This is a genomic window from Gluconobacter cerinus, assembly GCF_002723935.1.
Lineage (GTDB): Bacteria > Pseudomonadota > Alphaproteobacteria > Acetobacterales > Acetobacteraceae > Gluconobacter > Gluconobacter cerinus.
The window spans coordinates 110,185-123,919 of record NZ_BEWM01000006.1 but is presented as its reverse complement, the minus strand read 5'-3'; the positions used below and the strand labels follow the sequence as shown (position 1 = coordinate 123,919).

Genomic DNA, 13,735 nt, shown 5'->3' with positions numbered 1-13,735 from the left:
CAGGACTGAAAACGTTTTGTCTCGGCAGGAGATGCACATTGAGGCGCTGCTTCTGGAGGATGCTGATGGTAAAAGACTGTCGTGACTATGATCGAATCCTTTCCTTCTCCAGCTGCGTCTGACGCGTCCTCTGATGATGGGGGGCTAGGCGCGCTCCTGCGTCGTTCTCCGCCAGCGAATATCGCGGCGGAGCAGGCGCTTCTCGGAGCTATCCTGACCAATAACAAGGCCTATGAGCGGGTCTCGGATTTTCTGGAGCCCGAGCATTTTGCCGACTCGGTGAATGGCCGGATTTATGAGGCTGTGGCCCGTCGCATTGAGCGTGGCCAGCTCGCTGACCCCGTTACGATGAAGGCCGAATTCGAGCACACGGGTGTGCTGGATGCTGCGGGCGGACCTGCGTATCTCGCCAAACTTCTGACCGCCATGGTGGGGATCGTAAATGCCGGGGATTATGGTCGCGTTGTTCACGATGCATGGGTTCGCCGTCAGCTCATCGATATCGGAGAGACAGTTGTAAACAATGCTTTTGGTGCGCGGCCTGATCTGGATGGTAGTGATCAGATTGCGGCTTCTGAAGAGGCGTTGTTCAAACTTGCGACTGAACGTGGTCAGGAGGGCGGGTTTGTCTCGTTTGGCAAAGCCCTCACGGGAGCTATTGATGTTGCTGAGAAGGCATTTCTACGGACGGGCGATGTTGTTGGCCTGACGTCCGGACTGCGAGACTTGGATAAAAGGACGGGTGGGTTGCATCCGTCTGATCTTTTGATTCTCGCTGGGCGTCCGGCCATGGGAAAGACAGCGCTGGCGACGAAAATTGCGTTCTCGGCGGCGCGTTCGATCATGAGAGACGCTGAAGAGCGTGGAGAAAAGCCTCACGGCTCCGTCGCTATCTTCTCTCTTGAAATGTCATCTGAACAGTTGGCGACGCGTATTCTGTCTGGCGAGGCAGAAGTATCGGGTGAAAAAATTCGTCGTGGTGATATCGGACAGAAAGAGTTTGATCGGTTTGTCCGGGTGTCTCGTGAATTGCAGAAGCTGCCACTTTACATTGATGATACGCCGGCTATTTCGCTTTCCGCGATGAGAACGCGATGCCGGAGGTTGGCGCGAACGCAGGGGTTAAGCTTGGTAGTTGTGGATTATCTGCAATTGATGCGTCCTGCGATTGGGACCAAGCCGGACAGTCGTGTGTTGGAAATTTCAATGATTACACAGGGCCTGAAAGCAATTGCGAAAGAGCTTTCAGTACCAGTTATCGCATTGTCTCAGCTGTCTCGTCAGGTTGAATCCCGCGAGGACAAGCGACCGATGTTGTCGGATCTTCGTGAGTCTGGCTCTATTGAGCAGGACGCGGATGCTGTGATGTTTGTGTATCGTGATGAGTATTATCTGCAGCAGCGGATGCCCAAAGATAGTGCATACGATAGCAACGAGAAGTTTCAGGCAGCAACTGAAGAGTGGCAGCGGAAAATGGCCCTTGTGCATAACAAGGCTGAGTTGATTCTTGAGAAGCAGCGACATGGTCCGACTGGAATGGTCCAGTTGTACTTTGAGGGAGAGTATACCCGGTTCGGAGATTTGGATACGATCCACGAATAAGAATTGGAAAGCGGTCTTCGGACCGCTTTTTTTTATGTCCGAGCATCACCCGAGATCGAATCTTGAGACGGGAATTAACACCCGAGGAATATCCGTTTTGCAGATTCACGGAAGGCATCAAAGGTTAGCAATACTTTGTTGCATTCTAATTTTTAGTACAGAAGCGAGTTAAAAAAAAATCGGTTCCGCAATGTGATGCAAGTTACGGAAACCAACAGTTTTCATCATGTCAGAGTGCTGTGAGAGGGAGTTGGTTAGGGGCCACGTTTCCCAAGCGGGGAGTACACGCAAGTCCCGCAATGGCAATGAGCCATATTTGCTTCTTGACCTAGTGGCATATTGCCATTAATTTATCGTTAATCGGCGGTTGTCGTGGGGATGGCTGCTGAGGAAGGAAGGGGGCCGGTTGATGCGTTGTGTTTCGCTGATAGCTGGAAACGTTTCTGATTTGTTCATTCCATCGCCGAGGCAGGTTTGCTGCACTACGACGAATGGGGGAGCGTTCGAATGCGCATTGAAGTCAGCGAAGACACTATCAGTGCAGATCCTCGTCTGGTCTCGTGGGCTGATCAGGTATGTCAGAAGTCGTGCTTTTGTCCCTGTCGGGAGCCATGTCTTGCCGCTGGAGCACCAACTCTGGGTGCAGGGCAGCCAGCCGCAGGGCCAGTTCTTCGTCGGTACGACCGTTCAGGACGCCTTTCAGAAGAAAATCTGTCGAGACGCGGAGGCGGTTCGAGAGAGCGGCGATGAGGAAGACGCTGGGCGCGCGATCGCCACGCTCAATCTTGTTGAGGGTAGAGGCATCTACTCCCAGGAGTCTGGCACATTCGCTCTGGTTGGGAATAACGAGTTCCCTGGCCCAGGCGATACGTGTTCCGATAGCTCGCTGGAGGATAGTCAGGGAGTCCGAGCGCTTGTGTTTGGCCATGTGGCCTTTTTAGCAATGGCTTTATGCCAAATCCAGAAGAAGTTTTTTTTCTTATTGCCTATGGCATTTTGCCAAAAATCAAATTTGCAGCATGAAGGAAGTTAGAATGAGGCAGATGAGTGAAAGCCAGACTCCTCGTCGGGTATCTGCCAGCGCCATTGCAGCCATGTTGGCGGCTGACAGTTGGAAGCCTCTCCATAAAGAGGCGCGTAATCGTTCGATGCGCAAGGCTAAAAAGATTGCAAAGGTATCGGGCGGCACTCCGAAAAGACTGGTCGTGGATCGTGAGAGCGCTGAGGCTCTGCCGCCAGGGCACCCTGTGAGTTGGAACGCTTTGTGGGGCGCTGATCGGGTTCCGCAGTTTCCTGTTTTGGCTCCGATGGGGGCTTCTGCGATTTGGGAAAGTATCCACTGATGCAAACGTTAATTCGGGAAATCCCTCCAGTGACCATTGCCCGCCATATGAAGCCCACTCCAGAACGCTTTCAGCATCATGAAATCGTGGAGCGAAATGGGGTGCATCGTGTCGTTAACACAGTGCATTCGATGTATGAGGCGGGCGACATTGGGGACGACGAGGTTTCTGCTGCAGATCGGTGGTACCGGGAGTATCTCTTTGCAACGATTGGTATTGTGGAAGAAAAATCGTCAGATGGCCGTTTTCGTGAAAAGGGCGATGTGCACACGTGGATGATTGGCCGTGGCAAGTGCTCGGTTCGGATTTCGGAAATTCGTGAGAGGTTGGGATTGTGCGGGCACGTGCGTCTTGAAATGATGCTGGCACGAGAAATGTCTTTTTCTGCGATGGCACGCCATCTTTACCCCGGCCTTTCTGAAGGGCGCGCGCGGATGAAAGTTTCGGCACAATGTGCGTTGCTTCTTGAGCAACTTTCGTATGCGTACGAAAATATGAAGAATAAAATTTAAATCTTTCAGAAAAGTATTGAATTTCGAACGCGATTATTGCATAAGAAAAGTACATTGAAGATATCTTATTTTAAAAGGCCAGCTCAATTTTGAGTTTGGCCTTTTTTATTTGGAAGAGTTTCTAGTGTTGGAACGATTTCACATTTCTTCCGGATCAGTTGTCCTTTCCGGTCACCAAGTTATGGTTGTTATTCTTGGGGATGGTTTAGATGTCGTCGCGTGCCCTTTGGTGAATGCTGAAGAAGCGATTCATCGGGCGGATTGTTCTCTTGAATGGCATGAATTGGTGGACGCAGGACTCACGCGGCTTGATGTGCGTTGTCGAGCTATTCCCTGTCGGCGAAAAACTCTTTCGTTAAAGGCCCTTGGATGCGTAAGCGAGGCGACCAGAAGTCGTTTGGAAGTTATGGCGCAGCGGGAGCAGAGATTACGATTACAGGAAGTTCCCAGAACACATTTTCCAAGGAAAAAGCCCATACATGCCGGGCAAAAACATGAGGCTTGGCTTGATGGATGGTCAATGAAAAGCCGACGTGAAGCAGAGCTTCGGATTGATTGACGCTCAGAGTCGGGAGGGGAATGGACAAATGAGCGAGACACAGAGTGAGAAGCAACGGATACGCCATGGGCGATCTCGCCAGCGCAAGGAGCAGTTTCTGAAGCATCTTGCTGCCAATGGAAATATCTCTGCAGCTGGCCGTTTTGCAGATGTTCAGAGAAGCACGCTGTATCATTGGAAAGAGACGGACCCTCACTTCGCATTTCTTTGGGATGATGCTTTGGAGGAAGCGGCAGACGCCCTGGAAGCTGAAGCCCGGCGTCGCGCTGTCGAAGGGTATGACGAGCCAATTACCTATGGTGGAAAAATTATTTGCAACCCCGAGACGGGAAGCCCGCTCGTCAGGAAAAAATATAGTGATGGTCTGATGGCGTTTCTTTTAAAGGCACATCGACCGTCTCGTTTTAAAGCCGGACATACCGAAGACCAGACAGGTTCCATTTCCATCTGTATCAGCCATGACGACAGCGCCCTTTAGACTGAATGATGCACAAAGCGAGGCTGTTCGTTTGTTGGGAGGGCCTGCCCGTCATATTTTATTAAGGGGTGGCTCACGCTCAGGCAAAACGTTTGTGTTGATCCGAGCCGTTATTATTCGAGCGTTGAAGGTTCCAGACAGTCGTCATGGTATTTTTCGTCACAGATTAACGGCTCTTAAGGCGTCTGTTTTGCGGGATACGTTCCCGAAGGTCATGCAGTTCTGTTTTCCGCGGGTTCGGTGGAAGCTGGATCGGCAGGACTGTGTCGTGACGTTCTCCAATGGGTCTACCATTCTGTTCGGCGGTTTGGATGATGAGCAGCGTACCGAGAAAATTCTGGGTCTTGAATTTGCGACAGTTTATCTGAATGAGGCGAGCCAGATCAGTTATGGCGCGCGGAACATGTTGCTGACGCGGCTGGCGCAGAAATGTGACTTGGTGAACCGTGAATATATTGATGCCAACCCGCCGAGTGTTGGTCATTGGCTGTATGCGCTTTTCGAGTTGGGAATAGAGCCGAAGTCGGGGCAACCCATTTCGGATCGTTCCTTATATGGCACGATGATTCTTAATCCGCATTCTAACAGGGATAATCTGGGAGATGGTTATCTTGCAGCGCTGGAAGCGTTGCCGGAACGAGAGCGGCGACGGTTTCTTCATGGAGAATACCAGGTTGCTGTTGAAGGGGCGCTCTGGCGGATTGAGTCGTTCAGACGCGAAGCTGCTGTTGCGGCTCAGACGCGGATGGATATTGCTTCACGCATGCGGCGTATTCTGGTGTCGGTTGATCCTTCGGGAGCCTCTGGTCCGGAAGATTATCGATCGGATGAAATCGGAATTGTTGTCTGCGGCGTGGATGCTGATGGTGTTGGACATGTTCTGGAAGATCTTTCTGCCAGAGACAGTCCGGCAGGATGGGCTGCACGGGCATTGCATGCTCTGGATGACTGGCGGGCAGAGCGGATTGTTGCCGAACGAAATTTCGGTGGTGCTCTGGTAGAGAATACCATTCGGAGTGTGCGAGCGACTGCGCCGGTTCGGCTGGTCACAGCAGCGAGAGGCAAGGCTGCGCGGGCAGAGCCTGTGGCGGCGCTCTATGAGATTGGCAAGGTGGTTCATCACGGGCGCTTTGAAGCGCTTGAGGATCAGCTCTGTCATTTTTCAGTCAGTGGATATCGAGGGCCCCGGTCTCCGGATCGGGCGGACGCGATGGTCTGGGGACTGAGTGAACTGATGCTGTCTGGCAGCAGCAGTATGGCGGGCTGGAGCCCGTCAGCATTTTCGTTGGCGCGCTGACCGGCTTCTAGGCTGCAGGCGGGCTTTAGCATTGGAGAATTCATGGACTGGTTGTCCCTGCAACGGCGGTATGCCGTGCCGGCGGGTGCGTCTGCGCGCACAGCACGCCTGCTGGCGTTAAGGCGCGTTCTGGACGGTACGCAATATGATGCCTTGCCTCATCCGTTCTCGCTGGAACGATCAGGGGCGGGGGAATACATTCCGCTTTCAAATAGACGACCATCTGTCCGGAGCAATTTATGCCGAACGGTTGTCGATGAATCCGTCTCGTTGCTTTTTGGCGATACGCACTGGCCCAGTCTGATTACGGATGATGTGCGAGTTGCGGAAGCCATGAGTGTTTTCGCCGCACAGACGCGTTTAGCATCACTGATGATGGAGGCCGCAACGTGTGGTTCCATTGGCTCTGTGGTGGTTCTTTTTGAGGTGTCGGCCGGCGTGCCGAAGCTTTCGGTTCTCGATACGGCTTATCTGACGCCGGTCTGGGATGATGCTAGTGGCGAGCTTTTGCGTGTTGAGGAGCAGTTTCTTGTTCGAGGCCGGGATCTTGCTGCGCAGGGTTATCCAATTGGTGAAGATCTGTTGGGTGCGCAATTCTGGTGGCAGCGGATTTGGACACCAATGGATTGCGCAGTTTCCGTACCCTGGCTTGTCGGTATGGACGGTGGGGTTCGGGATGAAAGCCGGTCCGTGCGCCATGGGCTGGGTTTTGTACCGATTATCTGGATCCGCAATCTGGGTGGTGTACATGGGCGTGACCCGGAAGGGGAATGCACTTTTGAACGGGCGATCGATACGGTCATTGAGGCGGATTACCTTCTGTCTCAGGCTGGGCGAGGTCTGAAATATGGCTCTGATCCGACGCTGGTTTTGAAAACTGGAGGTTTTTCGGATGGTGTGGCTCACCAAGGCGGAGCGTCGTCGGCTCTGACGTTGCCTCCTGAAGGGGATGCCAAGCTTCTGGAAATTAACGGCAATGCTGCAGGGGCAGTGCTCGAGCACTATCGGGAACTGCGGCAAATTGCGTTGGAGCAACTGCACGGCAATCGAGCGCATGGCGATCGGATTTCAGGCGTGCAGTCTGGCAAGGCCATGGAAATGATGTGCCAGCCTCTGATCTGGCTGGTGGATCGGCTGCGGCATTCTTATGGCGAGAATGGGCTTTTGGCTGTTTACCGAATGGCCTGCCGTTTTTCCTGTGTGCTGGAAAACGGTCTGCGGTTGGGTGGGGTTTTGGTGAAAGACCTCCCTTATTGTCGCATGGCATTGAGGTGGCCCGCCTGGTTCCCTGCAACGGATCCGGAGCTTCTGTCTCTGTCGCAGGGGCTGGTGACGGCTGTTTCCAACGGGATTTTAAGCCGAGAGACGGCTGTCAGAATGTATGCGACGGCATCTGGAAATTCTGACCCCGGGGCAGAATGGCGTGTGCTTGAACAGTGGGTTGCGTCGGATGAGGCGTGATGTTGAACGGAGGGAAAATATCCGTGTCTGAAGAAACTATTGAGGGTGTGGAGGCTCTTCGTCAGGCGCTTGCTCAAGCGCAGGATGAGGTCAAATCCGTTCGTCGGGAAATGGCGGATGCTGTTGCCCGGCAGGAAGATCTGCAGCGATCGCATGAGGAAATTGTGTCTCGTGTGAAGCAGGAAAGTGACCGTGAAATCATGGTTGCGGCTCTGCGGTCAGAGGCTGTTCGTTTGGGCGCGTATAATCCTGAAGATGTTGTTCGTCTGATTGATATGGGCGGTGTTACCCGCACTGAGGATGGCGCGGTTGTGGGAGTGATTGAGGCTTTGGAACAGGCGCGGCAGGAGCGTGCATATCTGTTCGGAGAAATTGTGCGGCCCGGATATTCGAGTGGCACAACGGTTGGGTACCCGGCACCGAAGCCTGGCGGCATTGAACCTTTTGATGCGCGCGCAGCTACTGAAGCTGATTACGAAGCGCGCAAGTGGCAGTTTCTGGCCCGTGCTTGATAGCGCGACAGTGAATTAAATATTTGACCGGCCAAGTATGCCGGAATTTTTCATAAATATTTACGGAATGACATTCATGAGCATCGAAAATTTTCCAGTTCAGCTTCAGGCCGCTATTCAGCAGGGTTTTCTGGCACGGGAGTTTGAAAACGGCCTCAAATCTCGAATGGGATTTCGACAGGTTGCTGATCGCGAGATTTTCCCCAACGCTATTGGTGAGACTCTTACCAAGACGCGTAAGAGTCTGAAGGCTCCTGTTACGACACCGCTGAATCCAACGGGCAATACCAACTTCGATAATGGAATGAGCCCTGCTGGCTGGTCTGTTGAGCAATACACTCTTTCGATCAATCAGTATGGCGACACGATTGATCTGAATATGGTGACGAGTGGTGTCGGGATTGCATCGCAGTTTCTTGCAAATGCCAATACAAATGGTGTTCAGGCCATGCAGTCTCTGGATCGGCTGGCGCGCAATACGCTGTTTGGTGGAGCTCAGAATGGAGTAGGTGGTTATCTGGGTGGCAATACGCGCGTTAGTGTTGCACTTGATGCTGAAGGCGACACCATTCAGGTTGATGACATTCGGGGATTTCAGTCCGTCATCGTTAATGGTCAGGTTACGCTGATTGGATCCAGCAATGGCATGACTGTGACAGTTGGTTCGGATGTGTACACGCTTGTGCGCGTGGTAGCTGACGCGACCAATGTTTCTACGGCGCCGGGCGGAATTTCCGGGCAGATGACATTCTCCGCCAGCGTGTCTGTCGCGGATGGTGCCGTTGGGCAGCCGGTGGTTGCGGCAACGGCACCGAAGGTGATCCGTCCGAATGGCCGTCTGACGACGGCAGCTCTACAGACGGCGAGTGCAAACGGTCTCGCGGATACGCTGGGTATTCAGCAGGTTCTGGCTGGTGTTGCGACGCTTCGCCGTAACAACGTTCCTATGATCAATGGGGCATATCATTGTTATCTGGATGATATTCAGCTTCTATCGCTGTTCCGTGACGATGACTTCAAGCATCTTTATCGGGGAGCATATGGTTCGGAAGAGTATCGTTCCGGGCAGGTGATTGAACTTCTGGGTGTTCGATTTATTCCGACAACAGAGGCCCCTCAGCAGCTTTCTCTTGGTGCCGGTCCTATTCATCGTGCTCTGCTGTTGGGTCAGGGGGCTCTGATCGAGGGTGACTGTGCGCTGACCGGCCATTCGGACATCCCAGACGCTGATCGCGCACTGATTGAGATGGTGGATGGGGTTGCAATGGTGACGCGTGAGCCACTGGATCGACTGCGCCAGATTATCGCTCAGTCCTGGTACTGGATTGGGGGTTTCGCGCTACCGACGGATGTGACGGCAGATACAAACGTTATTCCCACGGCGACGAACAGCTATCTCAAGCGTGGCGTTATCATTGAGAGCCTGGGCACGGATGCACTTGGCATGACCTTCTAAGCTGACTTCGAACCCCCATGATTCCATGGGGGTTCTTCTGGTGGAGGAGGATTATATGTCTGGGACTGCAAGCCTGTCCTCGGGTCCATTGACGGACGGCGAAAAGGTCGATGTTCGGCGATTTTGCGGGTATCCGGCAATTGGATCGCGGGAGACAGGGCAGGAATCCTGGCGCTTCTTTCAGGTTGAGGGAGCGTTGGAATGGCGGATTAACAGCTTATCTGGCGCAGAACTGCAGCAGGTGCGTTTGTACCTTTCACAGCTTTACCCGTTGGAAACGGCTCTTTTGGGGGCATCTGAAAATCTGGATACGGCACAGGCTGCGAGTTGGTATCACAACGGTCATGAAGTGCGTGATCGCGTGATGCTTCTGACGTTATGGCGTCGGCGTTTATGCGCGTTTCTCGGGGTGACAGGCGGTTTGGAATTGCAGGATGGCCGATTGGTCATCATCTGAAGGGGGCATGATGCGGGCGGAACAGATCGCGTCCAGACTTTGTCGAGGGTATGCAAAAGCGGCAGGGATTTTAGGTCACTCCGGAGAGCAATACCGGCCGGATAATCCCTTGTCTCCCATGCAAAATATTTATGCACACCCGATGCTCGCTTTTGATTCGAGTGCTGACTTTACATTCTCCCGATCCCCCAATTGGGGTGGGGTTATGGAATATGTGCTTACGGATTGCCGTGAAGATACTGTGGTCGGAGATATTCTGACTTGCGGGGGAAATACGTTTTTTGTTGCGGCAGTGGATGACCTTCGACCTCCGCTGTGTGTGGCATGTAATCGGACTGTGGAGATCAGTGGCGTTTCTGGGACGCAAGGGAACATCGTTGAGGAATGTCCTGCTGCGATTGTTTTGCGGTCTAAAGGAGAGGGGTCTGGGAGTGGCATTCCGGGCTCAGCCAAGCCTGGGCAGTTTGTCATGTATTTACCGCGGCTGCCGGGCATCGTGTTGCAACCCTATATGACGGTCACGACGGACCTGGATACGACGTACACGATTAATGCTGCCGAGATGTCGGACTGGGGTTTGCGTTGCACCATGTCTCTGCAACAGGTCTGAGGAGAGAAAAATGGCGGATGCTTCTCAGGTCGGATTGGCTCTGGCTTATGTGTGTGCGGGAATTTTATATCCAGAAGGCCTCGAAAAGCCGTCTGTAACGGGACGGCAGACGATCGTTCGTCGCGGGTGGCTTTTACCGAGTGATATATTTGCAGCTCAAAATATTCGGAACAATACGGATTTCCTGACGGTCACACTGGCACCTCAGAAAGGTGTTGTTGTGCCAGAGCCTTTGGGGCGCCCCTGGCAGGTTCAGGCGCGTGTTCTGCCCACGGTGTCAGTGAAGCAGAGTGCGCAAGCTGTTTGCATTGCTTTTCCTTCTGATGGGGTGCCTTCAGGTGTTGTCGGTGTTTGGTACGAGGCTGGGAAAACTCAGATTTCTGCCGCCTATGCCGTGACTGAGCAGGACACTCCTGAAACTGTAGCTTTGGCTTTGGCCGGGCAACTCCCAAAAGGTCTTGCAGACGAAAATTCTGTGCAGGTTCCGGGGTATAACTTAGCCGGAAACGTTGTTGGCTATGGCCAGTCCGTAAGGGTGAACCGCCGACAGAATCAGCGGTATAGGGTTTCGCTCTGGACGGCTGATTCTGGTGTTCGGGATACGCTTGGACAGTTTCTGGATACTGAGCTGGCTGAGAAGAGCTGGATTTCTACGTTGGATGGCCGGCAGGCACAGCTTAGGTTCGTGAGTGTTGAGGACATCGATACGATGCAAAATCAAGCATTGTATCGACGGGATTATTTGTACGAGCTGGTTTTTGACACCCTGCAGGTTCAGTGGTCGTCTGACATGATGTTTGGGGCCGGGACTGTTTCTGCTGGTGATCAGGTTAGCAGTTTCGGCGCAATCGAGCCTGCTTTTGATAATAGTGTGGTTCTGCATGCTCTTGAGGCAATGCAGGCTGCACAAACTTCTCAGGCAGCTCAGAATTCATATCCGGGAATGATGGTCAATCAGTTTGGGACTGTCGTCTGTCAAAGCCATTAAAAAATAGAATCAATATAATAAAGAAGAATTAATTGTTCAATTATCGGAACAATATATTGTATTTCTTGGAGGAAATATCGGCGGATGTCTCTGGTTTATCAGGCGGGTACGCTGAATACGACTGCGCTTACGGTTCCTAACCTTTATGTACAGATTGCGCAGCCACAACCGCTGGGACTGACGGGTGCCTCTTCATCGAAGCTGGGTATCGTTGGAACGGCAGGCTGGGGCCCGGTAGGGCTTCCAGTGCCTGTGGGTGGCATGAGTGATTATCTCTCTGCTTTTGGGAGTAAGCAGAACAAAACGACGGATGCAGGGCTGGCTGTAAATATTGCGGCTCTGCAAGGGGCGTCATCGTTCGTTGTCGTGCGTGTAACAGATGGAACGGATGCAAACGCAACGGCCTCTTTGGGAGGCGTTACACTTAGTGCTGTTCATACCGGCGCTGCTGGTAATTCTATCGTTGTGACCCTGACCGCAACGGGGGCGGGTTATGGGCTGGCAGTTTCGCATCCGGTTCTTGGAGCAGCATCTTATTCAGGTGCGACATGGAACATCCTGGAAGCCGCTGTCGCGCAGGATCTGTCAGCTCTGGTGACGATCCATTTGCCGGATGCAGTTCCTGATCCTGTTCCCGGAAGCGTGACGCTGTCTGGAGGACTAGATGGTGGGACGCCTGATACGTCGGCTTTTCTAGGAAAAGACGATATCATTCGGACGGGTATGTATGCTCTGAGGGGGCAGGGATGTGCCGTTGCCACCCTTCATGGCGTGACAGATAGCGCGTGCTATTCGTCGCAGGCGGCATTTGGCCTCGGTGAAGGGGTCTATATGGTGACGGCAAGCCCTGCATATGACAGTGTAAGCAATGCAGTGTCCGTCAAAGCCGCCAGCGGTCTGGATTCTTCAGCCGTAAAGTTGATGTTCGGTGACTGGATCTGGTGGAACGATGACGTTAATGGCATGATGCTTGTCAGCCCTCAGGCATTTGCTGCAGGCATTCTTTCTGCACTTTCACCTGAACAGTCGAGCCTGAATAAAGCACTTTCGGGTATTGTTGGAAGCCAAAAGGCAGGCTTAGGGGGCAGCAGCGCAACCTATTCCACGGCCGAGCTATCTACACTGTTTACGGCTGGGATCGATGTTATCTGCAATCCTGCGCCGGGCGGGACTTACTGGGCAGTACGGTGTGGGCACAATACGTCAAGTAAAGCGACGGTAAATGGAGATAATTATACCCGTCTGACCAATTATATTGCGTCATCCCTTGCTGGTGGCATGGGAGCGTATGTCGGACAGGTCGTGAATGACACGCTCTTTTCCGACATTCGATCGACCCTGCTGGGTTTCCTGTCGTCCTTGTTGTCTCAAGGTATTTTGGGTGTTCAGAATTCTGAACTGCCTTACCGTGTTGTTTGCGATAGTTCGAATAATCCCCAGTCGCGGACTGCGTTGGGATATGTGCAGGCTGACGTGGCTGTGCGGTACCAAGGCATCAATGAAAAATTTGTGGTGAATTTGCAGGGCGGCACCTCCGTGACGGTGACGACTGCGGGCGGGAGCGTCTGAGCATGGCAAATCCTTATAGTATTGGTCGCGACTGCCGGATTACAGTTCTCTGGAACGGCCAGCGGGTTGATTTGCGTGATGTCACGTCTTTCGGGGCATCACAGGAGACGCATGCTCTGCGAGCAAGTCCGCTTAATGGCATGCCAGTCGAGTTCAATGTCCCGAATGGCTGGCGTGGTTCGTTTCAGATCGCACGTGCTAGTGCGGCGCTGGACAATCTGGTTGCTGCTATTGAAGCTGCTTACTGGAATGCTGGAACGGTTGGGAGCGGTACAATTTACCAGTATGTGACAGAGCCTGATGGCACGACAAGTACGTGGGAGTACACGAACGTGTCTATCAAGTTGAAAAATGATGCCTGGCAGTCGGATCAGATGGTTCATCAAACGGTGCAGTTCTTTGCATCAACGAGGGCAAAGATTTCATGAGTATGCTTCCGAAAGAAGTTCGTCTTGCTGATGGACGATGTCTTTCTCTGAAAGAGATCGATCCTGCGGATATGCTGGATCTGATTGAGGCGGCAGGCTCTGCTGTGACTGGTGCTTCGGCTGCTGCATGGTTGGGCTATGCGGAAATGATCTGTTCAGTTACGGCTATCGACGGTGTTCCAGTGCAGATGCCGGGTACGAAAGAAGAAATTCGTGATCTGGCGCGCCGTATCGGCAAAGGTGGAATTGCAGTGCTTTATCCATGTTTTCATCAGGATACTGATGAAGAGATGGTGGTCGCTACAGCAAAAAACTGAGTAGGCACTCTGCGTTTCAGGAGATGCTTTACCTTCTGGATCATGGGGTGCCATGGAATTTGTTGAAGTCGTGGTCTCGCGCAAGGCGGATGGCTGCGTGTGTTGTGACGGCAGAGCGTGCAGGTCATGTCTTTGACTGGGACCAA

15 protein-coding genes are annotated in these 13,735 nt (G+C 52.9%); 14 read left to right on the top strand and 1 reads right to left on the bottom strand.

The annotated features are described in order from the left end of the window. The first annotated feature begins 87 nt into the window (after nucleotides 1–87). A complete protein-coding gene (locus tag GCE01_RS14075) occupies nucleotides 88–1,602 on the top strand; it encodes a replicative DNA helicase (RefSeq protein ID WP_046900301.1) in 1,515 nt (504 codons plus the stop codon). A 535-nt stretch (nucleotides 1,603–2,137) separates the two neighbouring features. Here GCE01_RS14075 and GCE01_RS14070 read toward each other — a convergent pair. Then, nucleotides 2,138–2,530: a helix-turn-helix domain-containing protein gene (locus GCE01_RS14070; RefSeq protein ID WP_046900300.1), complete on the bottom strand. Its 393-nt coding sequence runs from the start codon at nucleotides 2,528–2,530 to the stop codon at nucleotides 2,138–2,140. Between the two features lie 106 nt (nucleotides 2,531–2,636). On the opposite strand from GCE01_RS14070, the gene GCE01_RS14065 reads away from it, so the two are divergent. From GCE01_RS14065 to GCE01_RS14000, 13 genes are all read left to right on the top strand, one after another. Further along, nucleotides 2,637–2,945, top strand: a complete 309-nt coding sequence (locus GCE01_RS14065) for a hypothetical protein (RefSeq protein ID WP_064274272.1) — start codon at nucleotides 2,637–2,639, stop codon at nucleotides 2,943–2,945. Next, complete coding sequence (locus GCE01_RS14060) at nucleotides 2,945–3,457, top strand: hypothetical protein (protein ID WP_099213341.1); 513 nt, start codon at nucleotides 2,945–2,947, stop codon at nucleotides 3,455–3,457. Before GCE01_RS14065 ends, GCE01_RS14060 begins: the two co-directional genes overlap by 1 nt. Nucleotides 3,458–4,044: 587 nt before the next feature. Then, on the top strand, nucleotides 4,045–4,494 hold the full coding sequence (locus GCE01_RS14050) for a hypothetical protein (RefSeq protein ID WP_086633075.1): 450 nt from the start codon (nucleotides 4,045–4,047) through the stop codon (nucleotides 4,492–4,494). Continuing rightward, complete coding sequence (locus GCE01_RS14045; protein WP_174694857.1) at nucleotides 4,475–5,791, top strand: phage terminase large subunit; 1,317 nt, start codon at nucleotides 4,475–4,477, stop codon at nucleotides 5,789–5,791. The genes GCE01_RS14050 and GCE01_RS14045 overlap by 20 nt, the downstream gene beginning before the upstream one ends. A gap of 42 nt (nucleotides 5,792–5,833) precedes the next feature. Then, nucleotides 5,834–7,252, top strand: a complete 1,419-nt coding sequence (locus GCE01_RS14040) for a phage portal protein (protein WP_099213340.1) — start codon at nucleotides 5,834–5,836, stop codon at nucleotides 7,250–7,252. 23 nt (nucleotides 7,253–7,275) lie between these two features. Continuing rightward, the gene (locus GCE01_RS14035) at nucleotides 7,276–7,764 is read left to right on the top strand and encodes a phage scaffolding protein (RefSeq protein WP_233125942.1); all 489 of its coding nucleotides are present in this window, start codon (nucleotides 7,276–7,278) and stop codon (nucleotides 7,762–7,764) included. Nucleotides 7,765–7,840: 76 nt separating this feature from the next. Further along, nucleotides 7,841–9,220 carry a DUF4043 domain-containing protein gene (locus GCE01_RS14030; protein WP_099213360.1) on the top strand — a complete coding sequence of 460 codons (1,380 nt, stop codon included), beginning with the start codon at nucleotides 7,841–7,843 and terminating at the stop codon, nucleotides 9,218–9,220. Between the two features lie 55 nt (nucleotides 9,221–9,275). Beyond that, nucleotides 9,276–9,677: a hypothetical protein gene (locus GCE01_RS14025; RefSeq protein ID WP_064274306.1), complete on the top strand. Its 402-nt coding sequence runs from the start codon at nucleotides 9,276–9,278 to the stop codon at nucleotides 9,675–9,677. Continuing rightward, the gene (locus tag GCE01_RS14020; protein ID WP_244591233.1) at nucleotides 9,655–10,287 is read left to right on the top strand and encodes a hypothetical protein; all 633 of its coding nucleotides are present in this window, start codon (nucleotides 9,655–9,657) and stop codon (nucleotides 10,285–10,287) included. The genes GCE01_RS14025 and GCE01_RS14020 overlap by 23 nt, the downstream gene beginning before the upstream one ends. A 10-nt stretch (nucleotides 10,288–10,297) precedes the next feature. Then, a complete protein-coding gene (locus GCE01_RS14015) occupies nucleotides 10,298–11,275 on the top strand; it encodes a hypothetical protein (protein WP_099213338.1) in 978 nt (325 codons plus the stop codon). Nucleotides 11,276–11,359: 84 nt separating this feature from the next. Continuing rightward, the gene (locus tag GCE01_RS14010; protein WP_099213337.1) at nucleotides 11,360–12,844 is read left to right on the top strand and encodes a phage tail sheath protein; all 1,485 of its coding nucleotides are present in this window, start codon (nucleotides 11,360–11,362) and stop codon (nucleotides 12,842–12,844) included. A 2-nt stretch (nucleotides 12,845–12,846) separates the two neighbouring features. Beyond that, entirely contained in the window at nucleotides 12,847–13,272 is a 426-nt protein-coding gene (locus tag GCE01_RS14005) for a hypothetical protein (RefSeq protein WP_046900291.1), read from the top strand. Further along, nucleotides 13,269–13,589, top strand: coding sequence for a hypothetical protein (locus GCE01_RS14000; RefSeq protein ID WP_099213336.1), 321 nt, complete (start codon nucleotides 13,269–13,271; stop codon nucleotides 13,587–13,589). The genes GCE01_RS14005 and GCE01_RS14000 overlap by 4 nt, the downstream gene beginning before the upstream one ends. Nucleotides 13,590–13,735 lie beyond the last annotated feature (146 nt).